Source organism: Metasolibacillus sp. FSL H7-0170, assembly GCF_038593115.1.
Lineage (GTDB): Bacteria > Bacillota > Bacilli > Bacillales_A > Planococcaceae > Metasolibacillus > Metasolibacillus fluoroglycofenilyticus.
Map to the genome: position 1 here is coordinate 437,148 of NZ_CP151964.1, position 17,487 is coordinate 454,634.

The 17,487-nt window shown below is 37.4% G+C and carries 15 protein-coding genes and 1 pseudogene; 13 read left to right on the forward strand and 3 right to left on the reverse strand.

What is annotated here, in order from left to right:
• Window positions 1-134 precede the first annotated feature (134 nt).
• From MHH70_RS02070 to msrB, 5 genes are all read left to right on the forward strand, one after another.
• Window positions 135-977 (forward strand): DegV family protein, encoded by an 843-nt coding sequence (locus MHH70_RS02070; RefSeq protein ID WP_342472417.1) that lies wholly within the window; start codon window positions 135-137, stop codon window positions 975-977.
• Between the two features lie 483 nt (window positions 978-1,460).
• Entirely contained in the window at window positions 1,461-2,372 is a 912-nt protein-coding gene (locus MHH70_RS02075) for a GDSL-type esterase/lipase family protein (protein ID WP_342472418.1), read from the forward strand.
• Between the two features lie 8 nt (window positions 2,373-2,380).
• Complete coding sequence (locus MHH70_RS02080) at window positions 2,381-2,959, forward strand: YpmS family protein (RefSeq protein WP_342472419.1); 579 nt, start codon at window positions 2,381-2,383, stop codon at window positions 2,957-2,959.
• Window positions 2,960-3,493, forward strand: a complete 534-nt coding sequence (gene msrA / locus MHH70_RS02085; RefSeq protein ID WP_342472420.1) for a peptide-methionine (S)-S-oxide reductase MsrA — start codon at window positions 2,960-2,962, stop codon at window positions 3,491-3,493. It abuts the gene before it with no gap.
• On the forward strand, window positions 3,483-3,914 hold the full coding sequence (msrB, locus tag MHH70_RS02090) for a peptide-methionine (R)-S-oxide reductase MsrB (protein ID WP_342472421.1): 432 nt from the start codon (window positions 3,483-3,485) through the stop codon (window positions 3,912-3,914). Before msrA ends, msrB begins: the two co-directional genes overlap by 11 nt.
• 50 nt (window positions 3,915-3,964) lie before the next feature.
• Here the strand turns inward: msrB and MHH70_RS02095 are convergent, their stop codons facing one another.
• The gene (locus MHH70_RS02095) at window positions 3,965-5,812 is read right to left on the reverse strand and encodes a methyl-accepting chemotaxis protein (protein ID WP_342473147.1); all 1,848 of its coding nucleotides are present in this window, start codon (window positions 5,810-5,812) and stop codon (window positions 3,965-3,967) included.
• A gap of 68 nt (window positions 5,813-5,880) precedes the next feature.
• On the opposite strand from MHH70_RS02095, the gene MHH70_RS02100 reads away from it, so the two are divergent.
• Both MHH70_RS02100 and deoD read left to right on the forward strand, forming a co-directional pair.
• Window positions 5,881-6,105, forward strand: coding sequence for a YozE family protein (locus MHH70_RS02100; protein ID WP_342472422.1), 225 nt, complete (start codon window positions 5,881-5,883; stop codon window positions 6,103-6,105).
• An 89-nt stretch (window positions 6,106-6,194) separates the two neighbouring features.
• A complete protein-coding gene (deoD, locus tag MHH70_RS02105; protein ID WP_342472423.1) occupies window positions 6,195-6,899 on the forward strand; it encodes a purine-nucleoside phosphorylase in 705 nt (234 codons plus the stop codon).
• Window positions 6,900-7,290: 391 nt separating this feature from the next.
• Here the strand turns inward: deoD and MHH70_RS02110 are convergent, their stop codons facing one another.
• Window positions 7,291-7,647 (reverse strand): hypothetical protein, encoded by a 357-nt coding sequence (locus MHH70_RS02110; protein ID WP_342472424.1) that lies wholly within the window; start codon window positions 7,645-7,647, stop codon window positions 7,291-7,293.
• A gap of 214 nt (window positions 7,648-7,861) precedes the next feature.
• Between MHH70_RS02110 and MHH70_RS02115 the strand changes: the two are divergent.
• The 4 genes and pseudogenes from MHH70_RS02115 to MHH70_RS02130 all read left to right on the forward strand — a co-directional run bounded on the left by MHH70_RS02115 (window position 7,862) and on the right by MHH70_RS02130 (window position 12,942).
• Window positions 7,862-9,363: pseudogene (locus tag MHH70_RS02115) on the forward strand (S41 family peptidase).
• A gap of 107 nt (window positions 9,364-9,470) precedes the next feature.
• Complete coding sequence (locus tag MHH70_RS02120) at window positions 9,471-10,370, forward strand: CobW family GTP-binding protein (RefSeq protein WP_342472425.1); 900 nt, start codon at window positions 9,471-9,473, stop codon at window positions 10,368-10,370.
• Window positions 10,371-10,569: 199 nt separating this feature from the next.
• Window positions 10,570-11,331, forward strand: a complete 762-nt coding sequence (locus MHH70_RS02125) for a CAP domain-containing protein (RefSeq protein ID WP_342472426.1) — start codon at window positions 10,570-10,572, stop codon at window positions 11,329-11,331.
• Between the two features lie 531 nt (window positions 11,332-11,862).
• Window positions 11,863-12,942 (forward strand): undecaprenyldiphospho-muramoylpentapeptide beta-N-acetylglucosaminyltransferase, encoded by a 1,080-nt coding sequence (locus MHH70_RS02130; protein WP_066162917.1) that lies wholly within the window; start codon window positions 11,863-11,865, stop codon window positions 12,940-12,942.
• A 143-nt stretch (window positions 12,943-13,085) separates the two neighbouring features.
• On the opposite strand, the gene MHH70_RS02135 is transcribed toward MHH70_RS02130, so the two are convergent.
• Window positions 13,086-13,634 carry a GNAT family protein gene (locus tag MHH70_RS02135; RefSeq protein ID WP_342472427.1) on the reverse strand — a complete coding sequence of 183 codons (549 nt, stop codon included), beginning with the start codon at window positions 13,632-13,634 and terminating at the stop codon, window positions 13,086-13,088.
• 898 nt (window positions 13,635-14,532) lie between these two features.
• Between MHH70_RS02135 and MHH70_RS02140 the strand changes: the two genes are divergently transcribed.
• Window positions 14,533-16,572: a diguanylate cyclase gene (locus tag MHH70_RS02140; RefSeq protein ID WP_342472428.1), complete on the forward strand. Its 2,040-nt coding sequence runs from the start codon at window positions 14,533-14,535 to the stop codon at window positions 16,570-16,572.
• 245 nt (window positions 16,573-16,817) lie between these two features.
• Window positions 16,818-17,486, forward strand: coding sequence for a response regulator transcription factor (locus tag MHH70_RS02145; protein ID WP_082798916.1), 669 nt, complete (start codon window positions 16,818-16,820; stop codon window positions 17,484-17,486).
• Window position 17,487 lies beyond the last annotated feature (1 nt).

Sequence of the window (17,487 nt, forward strand, 5' to 3'; positions counted from 1 at the left end):
TCATTAGTTGTAACTACAATATGTCATATGGAAAAAAGACAATTATCAATGAATAGTGATTACATTTGTCACCTTTACAGTAGTAATTCAAGTTACTTATAATAGGAAAGAAGAATATAAAGGATGTGTCATTAGTGGGACGAATTCATATTGTAACTGATTCAACGTGTGATTTAACGAAAGAGGAAATTACGAAACATGGCATACATGTTGTGCCATTAACAATTTCAATTGGACAAAATACATATGTAGATGGGATAGATATAGAACCTATCACATTTATGGATATAATGAAACGTTCATCTGAGCTCCCAAAAAGTTCACAGCCTGCACCTGGGAAATTTAAAGAGCTATACGACGAGCTTGGAAAAGATGGCGACCAAGTTTTATCAATTCATATGACAGGTGGTATGAGTGGCACAGTTCAATCTGCTCGACAAGCTGCTGAAATGACGACTTCAGATGTGACAGTTGTGGATTCACGCTTTATTGCATTTGGTCTAGCATTCCAAATCCGTGAAGCGATTCGCTTACGCGATGAAGGCGCTTCAATGGAGGAAATTGTAGCGCGCTTAGATGTAGTGCGTGAGAATACGAACTTATATGTTGTTGTTGATACGCTAGAAAACTTAATTAAAGGTGGCCGTATCGGTAAAGGCAAGGGGATGATTGGTTCATTATTAAATATTAAGCCAATCGCTAGCTTAGAGGGCGGCGAATATACACCTGTATCAAAAGCACGTAGTCATAAACAGGTCGTCAATTATTTATTTAAACAGTTCCAAGAAGATACTGCTGGTAAAACAGTTAAAGGTGTAGGTCTTTCACATGCAGGTGGGTTACAGACGATGGGACAGCCGTTGTTGGATTTAATTAAATCAACAGGCTTTGATAATGCAGAAATTGCATTTACTTCACCAATTATTAGTACACATACAGGTCCAGGGGCAATTGGCTTTATTTATTTTGCGGAATAGGACTAGAAGTGGCGTCCAAAATGCCGTGCAGAAGCCGACATTTTGGACGCTTTCGTTGGTGTTTTGATAAAATGTTTGCTTATGACAATAGAGAGAGCTTTCTTTAGAATTGACAGAAGTACTGACTTTAGTGGTGTTTCTTCTAAGTAAAAAAGAGGAAAAAATCATTCTTTCAATACAATGTCAACATAAAATGACCTTAACGGATGTTTCCATTTAGTGTGTGCAGTGAAAGTTTAATTTCTGCTACTTAGAAGAAAATCCATTAAATCGGCTGTTTATCCTATCTTCAATGAATCCTTTTGCTATTTTCTTCGAGTGGATTTTTGGAAGAAACACCACTGACAGCATCCGATATGACGTCTGCGCACGGCATGTTGGATGCCCTCCCGTGTTTGTTTTCGTCATATCCTTTATAATGAACTATACATAAGTTAAAAATAGTAGTTTTAATATTTAAAGATTGGTAGGGAAGAGGAACGAATGAGGCTGTTTGTTAGTGTGTTATGTTGTTGCTTATTACTAGTTGCTTGCTCAGTGACGGTGGATGAGTCCGATATAACGCAGGAAGAGTATGAGAAATCGCTTGGTACGACGAATGTACCATTACCAATAGATGATGCCCTTTATATTGAACAAGTGAAAAGGGAAAGCATTGTAGATAAGCTCAGTGAAATTTTTCAATTAGACTGGCTGAGCCGAAAGGAAATAGATGCAAGGGATATAGAGTATATTGCACTAGGAGACTCTTTAACGGACGGCGTAGGCGATGAATATAAACGACAAGGATTTACTGAACGTTTGATTGAAAGGCTTGAGAAATGGCCTGCAATTGCATCTGTAACATTAGATAATCGAGGGAAAAGAGGGCGTCGCAGTGAGCAGCTGTTGGCACTTCTTGAAAAAGGGCATTATGATAAGGAATTAGCAACCGCCAATTTGGTTACGATAACAATGGGTGGTAATGATGTCATGAAAGTAGTCAAGACGGATATCTTTTCTTTAAAAAAAGAGATGTTTGATGAGGGAAAGGTAAATTTTAAAAATAATTACGAGCAAATTATTAAAAGAATTCGTGCTAAAAATACAGAAGCCCCCCTCATTTTAATTGGTTTTTATAACCCTTTCTCGATTGTCGTAGATGAAATCACTCCATTTGAAGAAATTATTGTAGAATGGAATCATGAAATTATCCAGTTAGCAGAAGAGGATGGGAACGCGTGCTTTGTCCCTGTAATGGACCTGTTTCATACGAATGAGGATTTAGTGTACCATACAGATTTTTTCCATCCGAATTCTAGAGGTTATGAGCGAATGACAGAGCGCATTGTATCCGCAATGACGGCATGTGGTATTGAAGAAATGACGGATGGCTTGATTGGATTTGAGGAGTGATACAATAGATGAATAAATGGAAAGTCGCCTTTTTTTTACTCGCAGGAGCGGTTATTTTTTCGATTGTTTTTATCGTTTATTTGGCGACTTCGAAAGTAGAAGGAAAAGCAATTCCAGAACAGCAACAAATAACTGGGCATGTGCTAACGGTTCAAACAACGGCAAAAGAATTTGAAGGAATCGCTAAAAAATATATGGGAAAAGGGCCGTTAGAGAAATCACCGGTACCTGTAGAAATAGAAGTAAACGAGCAAGTACAGTTATTTAGTGAGTTAATTGTCTTCGGTATTACAGTTCCTATTTCGATGGATTTTGAGCCTATTGTCAGCGATGGTAACATACGTCTAAAGCAAACAGAGGTAAATGTAGGAAAATTAAATATTCCACCATCGACTGTGCTAAAGCTCATGAAAGATGCGATTGAATTTCCGAGCTGGATGATTGTTAGACCGAATGAGGAGGAAATTTACGTTGATTTATCGCGAATCAATATTGCTTCTGGCTCGAGAGTTCGTGCTAAAGAAATTGATTTGAAAAATGATAAAATATTATTAGAAATCATAATTCCCGCAGAAGAGGTGAAATAAATGTTAGAATATGCAACGTTTGCAGGTGGCTGCTTTTGGTGTATGGTAAAGCCATTTGATGAAGTAGAAGGAATCGAATCCGTTGTTTCAGGTTACACAGGTGGACATGTGGAGAACCCGACATATGAGCAGGTTTGCTCTGAAACGACAGGGCATTTAGAAGCGGTCCAAATTTCCTTCAATCCAGCGTTATTTTCCTATGAAGAGCTTGTGGAGCTATATTGGACGCTTATAGACCCAACTGATGTAGGTGGACAATTTTATGACAGAGGGGAATCGTACACAACTGCGATTTTCTATCATAGTGAGGAGCAGCGTGAAATAGCTGAGCGCTCTAAGGCCGCCTTGCAAGCCTCTAGCAAGTTTGCTGCGCCCATTGCAGTGAAAATTTTACCCGCAAAACCTTTTTATGCAGCAGAGGCATACCACCAGCATTATTATCAGAAAAATCCTGCGCATTATGAGCGCTATGCAGTAGGCTCAGGGCGCGTCGCATTTAGAGAAAAACATTGGGGTGATGGACATGATAAATAAAGAGCAGCGATTGAAGGAATTAAATGAAATGCAATATTATGTAACGCAACAGCAGGGGACAGAGCCACCTTATCGCAATGAATATGACCAGCATTTTGAACAGGGGATTTACGTTGATATCGTTTCTGGTGAGCCGCTATTTTCTTCGCTTGATAAGTTCGATGCAGGCTGCGGTTGGCCAAGCTTTGCAAAACCGTTAGAGGAACAGGAAGTGACAGAGCATTTTGATACGTCGCATGGCATGCGACGTGTAGAAGTTCGGAGTAAAACAGCGGATTCCCATTTAGGACATGTTTTCCCAGATGGACCGAAGGATTTAGGAGGCATGCGCTATTGTATAAATTCGGCGGCATTGCGTTTTATCCCAATCGCGGAGCTGGAGGAGCAGGGCTACGGTAAATATAAAGCTTTGTTTGAGTAGTGATAGTAGACGGTAAAAACGTCCGAAAAGCAGTGCTTTTCGGACGTTTTTTATACTTTGAACTCTCCAACAACATTGCGTAAATCGTCTGCCTGCTTCGCTAATTCAGAAGCGGCTGCGTTAATTTCCTCCATTGATGCAGAGCCTTGCATTGCTGCAGAAGCGCTCGTTTCTGTGCTGAAAGCTGTGTGCTCTGCAATCGCATTTACTTCAACAAAGGAAGTATTCACTGCGTTGCTATAGTCTAATGTCACATTTATTTTCTCTACCATACGAGCAATAATTTCTGTTGTTCGCTCTGTTTGTTTTAAAATTTTATCAAGAGAATCATTCGTTTCATTTGCAACTTCTACGCCTTTAATAACAGATTGCACACCATCATGATTTTGCGCAATAATTGATTTTACTTCTGTTTGGATGGAAGAAATGATACCGGTTACTTCAAGTGCCGCTTTTTGCGATTGTTCCGCTAGTTTACGCACTTCATCTGCTACGACAGCGAAGCCTTTCCCGTGCTCACCAGCTCGTGCGGCTTCGATGGCTGCGTTTAGTGCAAGCAGGTTTGTTTGCTCTGCAATACCTGTAATCGTACTAATAATAGAAGTAATTTCTCCAGATTTTTTGCCAAGTGCTTCAACAGTCATTGTTGTATTGGCCATTGTTTCTTCAATGTCCATCATCACTGTTGAAGAATGGTTAACAGATTTGCTACCGTTATTTGCTACAATACGCATTTCCTCAGAGGCTTGATGAACCTCTGTTGCACCTTCATTTAAGTCACGCATCGATTGCTCAAGCAACTGCATATCTTGGGCAGCTTGTCCCATTCGCTTAATAATTGTATTGCTATCATTTGCAATATCCTGCGTAGAATGCGCAATGGAATCAATCATTCTTGCGTTTTCATCTGCTGCTGCCATTAATTCCTGAGAGCTTGCAGAAACATTTTCTGCTAAGCCAGAAACGCGCTTTACAAGTGTAGAAATTGAATGGATTAATGTGTTTGTTGAGTCAGCAATTTGCGCAAATTCATCATTTGTTTTAACACGTACACGTCGTGTTAAATCGCCACCAGTACTCGCAATATCTAAAATAGATGTATTGATAGAGTGCGTGTTACGTCGAATTGATTTAAACAATATGTAGCCAGATATAATCGTTAAAATCATTGCGATAATTGATAGCGTAAAGAATGATATTTTAGTAGCGCTTGCATATTGCTCAAGCTCTTTAATCAATTCTTCATTTTTACTTTCTAATAAATCGATTAAATTGACCGAATAATCGTCAATATATGCTTTTAATGATTGCCCACCCCCATTATGCATCAGCTTTTGGGCATTTTCAAAGCCGTACTTAGTGCGTGTATCAATCATATTTTGAGAATGTGTTAAATAAACGCTATAAAGCTGTTTGATTGAAGCTAGAATATTAGAAGCTTCTTCAAAATCCTCCAAAATTACTTGTAGCTCAGCAATATTCGTATTAATATTTTCTTTAACCATCTCGTAATGTTGTAAAGTTTCTTCTTTTCCTGTAATGATAAATGTCTGCTCATGACTGGAAAGCTTCGCAATATCGCTTGCTAAATTATTTATTGAAATTTGCTGCTGCAAATTTTCATCAGCAAAATCTCGCAAGCTTGTTTGTAATTTAGTAATATTAGTATACGATAGCACTTCCATGGCGAGAATAATCGCTAATAATAAAGAGAAAACAAGTAATATTCGTCCGCGAATAAGCTGATAAAATCTAGCCTTTTTCTTTTTCTCTACGGGTGCTTTTGGCTGCTTTTCTTTTTTTCGTTTTGCGAAAAGCTTTATTGGTGCAGCCCTTTTCAATTTATTCCTTTTTAATAGCAAATTTGTCACCATCTTTCTATAGGATAAATTATTCATCACTTTAATAAGTTTACCTATATATTAATGCTTTGTGAAGTAGATTTTTGTGAAAAGGAGAGAAATTTTTGAAAAAGTCTTTTTATTCTTACATTTTAACATACCGCGGCGGACTGGCAAATGATGCTAAGTCTCAGTTTGCGGAGGCATGTTTTCGTGACACTAGTTTTCCTAAAATATCGACATCTTTCGAGGAATTATCACAGTATATCGAGATGCAAGGAGACGATATTCTAACTGCGGCAACCTTCGATGAGCTTTGGTCTTTATATTTGGAGATATATGGTGAATAAAAAAACAAAAGCAAGACGTCTAACCTTGCGAAAAAAGCGTAAAACAAGTATGATGTGAAATGACTAATAATGAAACGAGGGACAAAATTATGAGTATTCATATTAATGCAAAACAAGGTGAAATTGCTGACATCGTATTACTTCCCGGGGACCCTTTACGTGCGAAGTATATTGCTGAAACTTTTTTAGAGGATGTTACATGCTACAACGAAGTACGAAATATGTTTGGCTATACAGGTACTTATAAAGGAAAGCGCGTATCTGTTCAAGGGACAGGCATGGGTGTACCATCTATTTCTATTTATATTAATGAGCTAATGGAAGAGTATGGCGTACAAAAATTAATTCGTGTAGGTACTTGCGGTGCGATTCAAAAGGATGTAAAGGTGCGTGACGTTATTTTAGCGCAAGCAGCATCGACAGACTCTAAAATGAATGAAATTATTTTCAATGGCATCGATTATGCTCCAACGGCTAATTTTGATTTATTATTAAAAGCTTACAATGCTGGTCAAGCAGCAGGCTTAAACCTTCAAGTAGGGAATGTTATGACAGCAGATATGTTCTATTCAGAGGAAAATCAAAATGAAAAATTAGCGCGTTACGGTGTATTAGCAGTTGAAATGGAAACAGCTGCACTTTACACATTGGCTGCTAAATATGGTCGCCAAGCACTATCTATTTTAACAGTATCAGACCACATCTTAACAGGTGAAGCAACTTCTTCGGAAGAACGCCAAACGACTTTCAATGACATGATGAAAGTAGCACTTGAGGCTGCGATTCAGGAATAGTTGATATAGCGGCGTTTAAAGTAAACCAAAAAGAGGCGAGTGACCAACTGTAGAAGGTTCATAAACAGGTCACTTGCCTTTTTAAAGTAATAAAGGGGGGAATGATGCTATTTTTTTGCGTTTTTAGGTTTATACTTTATGCCGATATTAGGTATTGTTTTCTGTTTAAATCTAGTGAGCATTATAAAAAAGACTAAACAAGATGATAAGACAGCTGTAAATACTTTTTGGTTAACCATTTCTTTTACATTAATAATTTGGATTATTGCTGTCCTTACTATGATAAGATAAAGTGCATAGCTAGCATTTTGGAAGCTGACGGTAGTGCTTCTGCAATGGGCTCATTTGTTAAAATAACAAGAGAGAGCGCTCCAGTCGTGTGATACAAACGCTATTTTAGTGGTATGTTATATTTTTCCTGTAGTAGTACATAACCGTTTACTTTAATAAGACAATTCAAACTCATAAATCCACCCAGTTTTACTGTCACCTTTGATATAGAACCATCGTCTTCAACGATGTTCCCCTGTAGCTTAACGAATGGAACGATTTGTTTGAACATGCTGTCGCGCTTTTTACAATCCACAATGATATTGTTGATGGCGAGTGTTTCTTCTGTTATTGCATTAACAACGCGTATTGTGTGACCATTATAGTCAATTTGCCAAACTTTAAAAGTATCCTTCGCCAAATCTTCCTGAACGATTTCCAATTCCTTCTTCATGTCTTCACGAAAATTTTTGAACAAAATAAAACCTCCATATTGCTTTCCTTAAAGTGCTATTAAAACTATATAATAGGCTTATATTTGGAACAAGTGAGTATCATAAATGTTAAGAAAAAATTGCTATAATTGTGAAACTAAATAAAAAAATGAACGTCTAATCTTTTCGAAGTGTGTATAAACTGTTAAGATAAGAATAGTGTGCCGTACATAGTGGAAAATGAGAGTGGTGAAAGTAATGGATGAACAACAACGAACTGAGGAACAGGTTCAGCAACAACCTATAAAGCCTGCGGGTAAATACATAAGCATAAAACCTTTTAAATTTATTATGCTGATGTTCCTAACGATTTTAGTAACAGCTGGTTTAACGATTTTCGCTTTAACATTCGGGGAGCAAAAGGTAGTAGAAGTAAAAGTCCCTGTGGAGCGTACAGAATTTAAGCAACTTTATGATGCTTTTGATGAACTGAAAAAAATTACTATGTAGAAATAGATGATGAAAAAGTAATTCATGGTGCAATTAATGGAATGTTTGATGCGCTTGAGGACCCATATTCAGATTATATGAACCGAGAGGAAGCAGCACACTTTAATGAGAGCCTATCGTCTAGCTTCCAGGGTATTGGCGCGGAAATCCAAGAGCGAGATGGCTATATAATGGTCGTGTCACCAATTAAAAATTCACCAGCAGAGAAAGCAGGTATTTTACCAAAGGATTTAATTTTGTCTGTTGATGGTGAGAGCTTGAAAGGTTTAAGTGCCTCAGAGGCAGTTTTACGTATTCGAGGTGAAAAAGGTACATCTGTTACATTAATGATTCAACGTGGTGATGGAGAAGAGCCTATTGAAATGAAGATTGTGCGTGATGATATTCCGATTGAAACTGTGCACGGTGAAATGGGAGAGGATAAAATCGCCCATATTTCAATATCATCATTTAGTGAGCAAACAGCGAAAGAGGTAGCTCAAAATTTAGCTGCATTTGAGAAGCAAGGAATGAAGGGGCTTGTGCTTGATGTACGGCAAAACCCAGGTGGCTATTTAACGGCTGCATTAGAAATTTCAAACTTCTTTGTAGAAGAGGGCAAGCCAATTCTACTTATTCAAAGTCGTACAGGAGAACCTGAAGCAATGGTTGCAGAAGGTGGGAAAAAATATGATATTCCTGTCACAGTGCTAATAGATGAGGGCAGTGCATCTGCCTCTGAGATTTTAGCAGGCGCATTACAAGAGTCTGCAGGAGCAAAAATCGTCGGTAAACCATCGTTTGGTAAAGGAACAGTGCAAACAGTAACCGATTTACCAGACGGCGCAAACTTGAAATTTACAACTAGTAAATGGCTAACACCAAATGGTAATTGGATTAATGAAAAAGGAATTGTACCGGATATTGATGTAGATACAGCAACTTACGCGTCATTACCTTATATTGATCCGAAGCAAGAGTTAAAGTTAGAAACGAATTCAAAGCTTGTCAATGCAGCCGAGCAAATGCTTGAAGTGTTAGGCTACGAGGTAGGAAATGTCGACAATCTGTTTGATGAAGAAACTGAAGAAGCAGTAAAGCAATTCCAAGTAGCAAATAATCTAGAGGATACAGGTGTTTTATCTGGAGAAACAACATATGCATTAATGGATGCATTACGCGAGAAACTTCGTACGGATGACCCACAATTATTGGAAGCGAAAAAGCTTTTAATTGGTGAGGAGCCAGAGACAGAAGCAAGTGATGAATAAGAAAGAGCGTGTCTGAAAAGTCATTTTGAGACACGCTCTTTGTAAATAACGGGCTGTTAGGAAGGGTAAAACCTTTTCTGACAGCCCCTTTCTAGAGGTGAGAAATAATGAAAGATGTCTATTTATTAAGTGGATTTTTAGGAAGCGGTAAAACATCGCTATTAATAGATGTGATTCGACAGTTTAAGGAGCAGGGCTTGAAGCCAGCAGTGATTATGAACGAGCTTGGCAAACTACCTTTCGATTCACAGGCGGTGGAGAAAGATGTTCCATTAAAGGAAATGCTAGAGGGCTGCATTTGCTGTACAGGGGCCGAAAAGACGGAGGCACAAATTCAATCATTATTATTTGATCAGCAATTCGATGTATTGTTAATTGAAACGACAGGAGCAGCTCATCCTGTGGAGGCATTAGATGCAGTGTTTTCTCCTTTATTCGCGGAGCAATTGAATATTAAAGGAATTGTAACTGTAGCAGATAGCAAGCTATGGCTAAATCGTTCCACATTATCACCACAGGCACGCTCTCTATTTATGGAACAAATTCGTCATGCACATATACTACTTGCCAATAAAATTGATTTATTGTCGGAAGAAGAACAAGCGCAAGTAGTTTACGAGTTACAAAGCTTTAATGCGCATGCCGCGCTATTACAAACAACAAATGGTCGAGTACCAATTCAATTTTTACAGCAAATGCAGTCGATGATTCAGCCATCTAAAGATGAGGTTACACCAGCAAAAATCAGCAAAAGCTTTAATTTAGGCTCACGTTTAGTGCAGTTTACGACAAGCTTTAGCGAGGAGGAGTTTGAGGCGTGGGTACGCTCATTGCCTGAAACCGTTTATCGCATGAAAGGCTATGTGCCAATTGCCGGTGCACGTAACCCGATGCTATTCCAATATGCATATGGGATGGTGCAATGGCTACCTGAATACGTAAAAATGGAGCCGAAGCTCGTTATTATTGGAGAAAATATTAACGAGATATCAATAATCGGTAATTAAAAATCTACTAATTTTAAAAAGTGTCAACAGCTTTTAAAGTGTAACTGTTTCATAGAATGGCAAATCGTACCTGATAAACGGAAGAACAAACATTGATTTTTCAATAATTTTTGCTCTCTATGGTTTCATTGGTAAAGTTTGGTCATAAATGGCGTAAATTTTTCTTGTATGCTTACTAGCGTAAAGGAGGAATTGCAAAATGAAAAAAACATTAACAGCCGTTTTTGCAACTTTTTTAATAGCAGCACCAATCCAAATGGCGTCTGCTTCAGCAAATGTTTCTGATGGGCAGCAAGTACAAGTAAAGCAAGTAACAAATTGTAAAGTAATATATAAATGGTCAGATCATAAATGGCAAATAGTTATGCCATTGAAGGACAAGCAAACAGGGAATAAGTGGTCGAACACTGTGCCAACAGCACCGACTACAGAAAAACCATCAGATTCAAACGAGGTTACAGAAAAACCATCAGATTCTAATACGGTGACAGAAAAACCAACTGTACCGTCAACACCAGTTACGGAGAAACCATCTAATACAAATCCAACTACGGAAAAACCATCTACATCGACAAACCAAACAGTCAGTGCTTTTGAGCAAGAGGTTGTAAAGTTAACGAATGTAGAGCGTGTAAACGCTGGTTTAAAACCATTTGAAATGGATGAAAAGTTAATGGCAGCAGCACGTGAAAAATCACAGGATATGCAAAGCAATAAATACTTTTCACATACAAGCCCAACACTTGGTTCACCATTTGAGCGTATGAAAGCACTAGGTATTACGTATAAAAGTGCAGGGGAGAATATTGCACAAGGTCAGCGTACACCACAAGAGGTCGTTCAAGCATGGATGGATTCACCAGGGCACCGTGCGAATATTTTAAATGCTCAATTTACACATATCGGCGTCGGTTATGTTGAAAATGGTAACTATTGGACACAACAATTTATTCAAAAATAAAGCGAAGCTTAGATTAGTGGGAATTTTAGCCGGCACTTGTTCAACGCCGATTAGCTAATGTTCGCAAATTAGAAATAACTTTAAATTAACGCAATATGTTTTACACTATAAGGCCGCCTAGAAGATAATTTATTCTAGGCGGTCTTATTGTTTCAGTTAGGGGGCATAGCCATTTGAACAAATCTAAAAATCACAGATTTTCTTTAAATTTGATGGCTATAGAGGCTCTTGTTTTACTTTTGTTGACCGTATTTACTCCTTGAATTTCCTATATCATCTATATCTTTTCCGCTGCATATAGTACAATAAGGTGTTGTAAATCATTGTACTGGATGAAAAGTGAAGTTAAAGCCTCTGGCAGATGGCAGGAATTCAGTGAGGAGCTCTTAAAAAGAAGGTCAGTCTCTAAAAGTGTCATATCGTGCAATAATGACTGATTGACCTATAACGCATGTCTAAAGCTGAATTCAGAATAGAGCTAGCCAAGGTATAATTGATTCAATATAAGTTTGAAAGAATAGGGGAATTGATGTGAAACAACAAACAATTATTTTAACAGGTGGAGGGACCGCGGGGCATGTGTCGCTTAATGAAGCAATTATTCCTTCGTTAATGAAAGAGGGATATGAAGTTCATTATATTGGTTCTTACGACGGTATAGAAAAAGAGTTAATTGGCAGTAATTTCCCTGAAATAAAGTATCATAGCATTTCAAGTGGGAAATTACGTCGCTATTTTTCCGTCAAAAACTTTACAGACCCATTTCGTGTTTTATATGGTATCACGCAAGCCTTTTCGATTATTCGAAAAGTAAAACCTACTGTTATTTTTTCAAAAGGAGGCTTTGTTTCTGTTCCTGTCGTAATGGCAGCGAAATTAGCAAACATTCCTGTCGTTGTACATGAATCTGATGTAACACCAGGTTTAGCAAATAAGCTAGCTTTACCGTTTGCCTCACATGTTTTTACTGTATTTAAAGAAACGATGCAGCATTTACCAAGCGATAAAGCTACATGCACAGGTTCAATTATTAGACAACAATTGTTTGAAGGGTCTAGAGAAAAAGGGTTAGAGCTCTGTCAATTCGAGCAAACAGCGAAAAAAGTATTGCTCGTTATGGGAGGAAGCTTAGGCTCAGTTGTTTTGAATGATGCATTGCGCATGAATTTATCCAATCTACTAGAGCGCTATCATATTATACATTTATGTGGTAAGGGAAATGTTGATGCATCATTAACATCTCTAAAAGGCTATAAGCAATTCGAATATGTGACAACGGAGTTGCCTAATTTATTGCATGCAGCAGACTATGTTGTTTCTCGTGCAGGTTCAAACTCTATTTTTGAATTTCTAGCACTACAAAAGCCGATGTTACTTATTCCGTTATCCGCAAGTAAAAGTCGTGGTGACCAAATATTAAATGCAAATTTATTTAAAAAACAAAAATTTGCCCATGTGTTGGAGGAAGAGGCTTTAACGAAGCAATCATTTATCGATGCACTAAACTATGTAGTCGAGCATGAAAGTGAAATGATTGATGCGATGGCTGATGCTGAGCGACCTAAAACACCAGATGAAATGGTTGTGCTGATTACACAGTATGAAAAATAATGCAAAGGCTGTAGAGACGCAGGCACAAGCCTGCTTTTTCTACAGCCATTTGCTTATCCTAATTGTATGAGATTATTACACATTGTTGGGGAAATATAAATTAAAAAAGCTGACAAGTTTTGCAAACTATGTCAGCCTTCTATTCACATTGCTTGCTCTTCAGAATCAATTTGTGCATGGGCAGTTGTTAAATAAAATAAATCTTTTGGAATTTTAAATAAATCGAATTGAGCTTCACCGCGATTAATTTGCTCAAAAAGTGCAGGGTGTGATTCCTCTGCACAGGCTACATATGGTAGCTTAAGTGCCGCCGCCTTTGAACGGCTGTTTTCTTTCCGAATACGTAAAAAAACTGTATGGAAATCATATTGGAAAAAAAGCTCTTGTAAAAACAATAATTTGGCTTTTTGATTGTAGCCCATTCCTTGAAATGGCTGCCCAATCCAAGTGCCTAGGAAGCCCGCACCATCTTGAATATCATAAACGCTAATTGTTCCGATTGGCTGCCCCCAATCATCTACTATTGTTCGGGAAATCGTAATACCATTCTGTTCTTCCTCGATAAGCTGCTTTGTCATAAACAAATATTCCTCAGCCGATGCTGCTTTTTGGCGGACATAAGGAAAAACAGATGGATGGCTTAATAGTTGATAGAGTTCAGTTGCTTCATGTACATCACGGGGTTTCAACATGCGAAACGCCTCCTTTAATAGGGGATAGGTAAAAAATCACAAGGCATGCATTTCGAACTTAACTCCTATATAACCTAGACATCGTACTATGTTACAACCTTTAGTTACTCGCTACTTTGCATATGAAATTACGATTAATGTTGCCGCGGCAGAATTTTCAATGTTAAAAAAAGTTGAAAAATAACCGTTATAAAATCACCAACGGTTATGGACATCCCAAATATGTGCCAAAGGCTATCTTTTGCTGCTGCAAGCATATGTATACTTGCTAACAAAAGAGATATTTTCGTGAAAATATCATATAATATTATAGGTTGTTTCTGCAAGCATTTTTCTCGAAAAAATAAAAATAACTTAAGTGAGATTTTCTACTCTGAATATTCAGATATGCGAGAATTGTTAATATTAAATAACAGTAAATTCACACTGTTTTTTCCATAAATAATTATTTTATTAAGGCGATGAAAATTGCTATAATATATAACAAAAATGCATTTTCTATTTATACTTATTGCCTTTTTTATCGATTTTCAAACATTTTTTTAAATGCAAATTTTAGTAAAAAAGGCGTGGGTAAATAGGGATATGATATATTCATTCTAGTTTAACTTCCTTTAGAAAAAGTCTCCCTCAATAGGCGGTCGTATATTAGGCTCAATTCGGCGAACATCAAAATAACCGCTGACAAAGAGGAACTAAGTCGAAGAATACCACATATGTGGTAACGACTCGATGACCAATATTATGTTGGTCTAAGCTTTGGCTGATGTCACAGATTTTGAAAAGCTCTGGACTAGAGTTAGCCAAGGCTTAATTGAAAATAAAATTTCATAAACTCGCTTAGAAAATTAAAGCTTGAATTTTCTATAGCATAATGGATATAGGGCAGGTGTCACGAATGATGGTGCAACCATTTCTTTCAGAAGTGCAATTTAATATAATGTTTAAAGATAGCAAAGATATGGTCTTTTTTATGAAGAAAAAGGACGAGGATTTTGAGTACGTATATACAAATACTGCTGCAAGTCGTCTTTTTGATGTTGCTCCATGCGGAAAAAAAGTTGCTGAAATCATGCCCAAACACTTAGCAAAAACAATTTTGCATTATTATCATTTAGCTGTTGAAACAAAAGTACAGCAAAATTTTCAGGACTATGATTATTACACGAACGAAGTGAGGAAGCATGAAACGACGGTTTTTCCGATTTTTGTTCATGATGAAATCTTCATTTTAGCAATATCAAAGGAAATCGCCTTTGATCGTGATTTGCAAGATAAATACTTATTTATGCGCTCGGTGTTCTTTAAAACATTTTTATCAACTGTTTTAATATCGAATGATTTGATGTTTTTAGAGGCAAATGAGCGTTTTATTGATGATTTTGGCATTTGTGCAAAAAGCATGCAAGGTCAACCATTTCTAAGTCTACCTCTAATTAGAGAGCCTTACGTAGCTGAGTGGCAGAGCTACTTAACAGATGCGCAAAGCGGCGATAATTTTACTTCAAAGATTGTTAAATTCATAGATAAAGAAAATAAAATACGAAGCTTTACTGCGACATTTTCACCGCTAGCAAATGAAAACGGTAGCGTTATTGCGATATTTTTAATTTTGCAAGAAATTACAGATTTTATTGAGCAGCAAAAAGAACTGCGCGAAACATCACATGGCTTAGCAATAATAAAAAATGCTATTAATAATGCTGTAGAATTATCCATTATTGATAGCGATAAAAAAATTATTGATTTAAACGACCGCTTTATTGCTCGTACTGGCTATACAAGAGAGGAGTTAATTGGTCAAACACATGATGTATTAGATTCTGGCTATCACCCACCCGAATTTGGTGAAAAAATGTGGGATACGCTACGCCAAGGTGATATATGGCAAGGTGAAATATGCAATCGTTCAAAGCAAGGTGAATTATATTGGGTAGAAACAACCATTATTCCTTTAGTAAATGCAGATGGTGAGATTGATAGCTATTTTTCGGTTAATTATGATTCCTCTGATAAAAGGCGCTTGATGGCAGAGCTCCAAAACATTGAGCGGACTTTCCGTATGATTACTGAAAATATGAATGATTTCATTGTCATAATGGATGAAAACGGTGTTATTGAATACGCTTCACCATCATATGCTCACACTTTTGAATATGTAGAGGAAGAGTTAATTGGCAAAAGCTATTCTTCCTTTTTAACAAGAGAAAGTGAAGCAACATGGCTATCAGAATTGAAGAATGTGGAATGCAATGAAATGACAATTGAGCTAGCATTGCAGACAAAAAAAGGTCTTATCATTTGGACGGAAGGGAAATATAAGGCTGCAAAAGATGAGCGAAAAGAAAATGCCTATCAAATCATTATGGTATCACGCGAAATTACAGAACGTAAAAAGCTTGAAAATTCTCTGCGTTTTATGGCCTATCATGATAATCTAACACAGCTTCCGAATAGAAGGTATTTAGAAGAGGAATTTCCACGTGTTCTTAATTTTGCAAAGGAAAATGCCCGCTCCATCGCAGTTTTATATATTGATGGTGATAATTTTAAGGCGATTAATGATCGATACGGTCATGATGTTGGGGATGAATTTATTAAATTGACAGGCGAGCGCATTGCAGCAAGTATTAGAGCTAGTGATTTTGCTGTGCGAGTGGGCGGGGATGAATTTGTTGTAATTTTAGCGGATCTATCTATTATAGAAAATGAGCGGAAAAAGGTGATTAATGACATTATCGCCCGCATTCAAGAAAACCTGCTGCTCGGTGCAATTATTCAAGGGAATCATTTTAAGCCAACCGTATCAATTGGTGCTAGCTATTACCCTGACCATGCTACAACATTAGAAATGTTGTTAGAAAATGCTGATAAGGCATTATACAAGGCGAAAATGGTAGAAAAAAATGGCTTCAAAATTTATGATGACGTACAATAAGGTTAGAGGTTGATTCGGGGCTGTCCGAAAAGGGGTAGCCCTTTTTGGACAGCCCTAGCTATTTACTAAAAATGAATTGTCGTTAACTACGGCTTCTGCCAGAGGCTATATTTATCTCATTGGATGAAAATACAACCGCCTTAAAAACTTTTGTAAAGTTATTAGAGCATTTTTAAGGTCTCCGAAGTGAGAACAGTCGAGCATGAATATATATTTCTGTAGAAATAAATAAGATGGTGATATAGATGAAAAAAATACTGTTAGTGGAAGACGAAAAAAATATTTCACGATTTATTGAATTAGAATTGAGGCATGAGCAATTTGACGTAAAGTGTGTATTCGATGGACGAGAAGGCTTATCAGAGGCACTTACGGATAATTATGATTGTCTATTGCTAGATGTAATGTTACCACAATTAAATGGGATTGAAGTATGTAGACGGGTTCGTCAGCAGTCTAATGTCCCGATTATTTTGCTGACGGCTCGTGACGCGGTAATGGACCGTGTTGCTGGACTGGATGCAGGGGCGGATGATTATATCGTCAAGCCATTTGCGATTGAGGAGCTACTAGCTCGCATTCGTTCTATTATGCGACGTGTTAGCAAGCAAGCTACAGAAAATTTGCTCGTATGCCGCAGTTTAGAAATTGATTTAGAAGCTTACGAAGTAGCTTTTGAAAATAAAAAACTAGATTTGACAAAGACAGAATATGATTTATTAGTGTTTTTAGCACAAAATATAAATAAAGTCTGTACGCGTGAACGCATTTTGGAAGCTGTTTGGGGCTTTGATAGTGAGGTGGAGACGAATGTCGTAGATGTTTATATACGCCATTTGCGCACCAAGTTGAAGACGGAGGAGCAGCCCTATATAGAAACGGTACGCGGCGTCGGCTATGTAATGAGAGGCTAAG

Bases quoted from the DNA above. Each gene is read 5' to 3' on its own strand.
- MHH70_RS02075 (WP_342472418.1), top strand. From the start codon at position 1,461: ATGAGGCTGTTTGTTAGTGTGTTATGTTGTTGCTTATTACTAGTTGCT.
- MHH70_RS02080 (WP_342472419.1), top strand. From the start codon at position 2,381: ATGAATAAATGGAAAGTCGCCTTTTTTTTACTCGCAGGAGCGGTTATT.
- msrA (WP_342472420.1), top strand. From the start codon at position 2,960: ATGTTAGAATATGCAACGTTTGCAGGTGGCTGCTTTTGGTGTATGGTA.
- msrB (WP_342472421.1), top strand. From the start codon at position 3,483: ATGATAAATAAAGAGCAGCGATTGAAGGAATTAAATGAAATGCAATAT.
- MHH70_RS02095 (WP_342473147.1), bottom strand. From the start codon at position 5,812: ATGAATAATTTATCCTATAGAAAGATGGTGACAAATTTGCTATTAAAA.
- deoD (WP_342472423.1), top strand. From the start codon at position 6,195: ATGAGTATTCATATTAATGCAAAACAAGGTGAAATTGCTGACATCGTA.
- MHH70_RS02120 (WP_342472425.1), top strand. From the start codon at position 9,471: ATGAAAGATGTCTATTTATTAAGTGGATTTTTAGGAAGCGGTAAAACA.
- MHH70_RS02125 (WP_342472426.1), top strand. From the start codon at position 10,570: ATGAAAAAAACATTAACAGCCGTTTTTGCAACTTTTTTAATAGCAGCA.
- MHH70_RS02135 (WP_342472427.1), bottom strand. From the start codon at position 13,634: ATGTTGAAACCCCGTGATGTACATGAAGCAACTGAACTCTATCAACTA.
- MHH70_RS02140 (WP_342472428.1), top strand. From the start codon at position 14,533: ATGATGGTGCAACCATTTCTTTCAGAAGTGCAATTTAATATAATGTTT.
- MHH70_RS02145 (WP_082798916.1), top strand. From the start codon at position 16,818: ATGAAAAAAATACTGTTAGTGGAAGACGAAAAAAATATTTCACGATTT.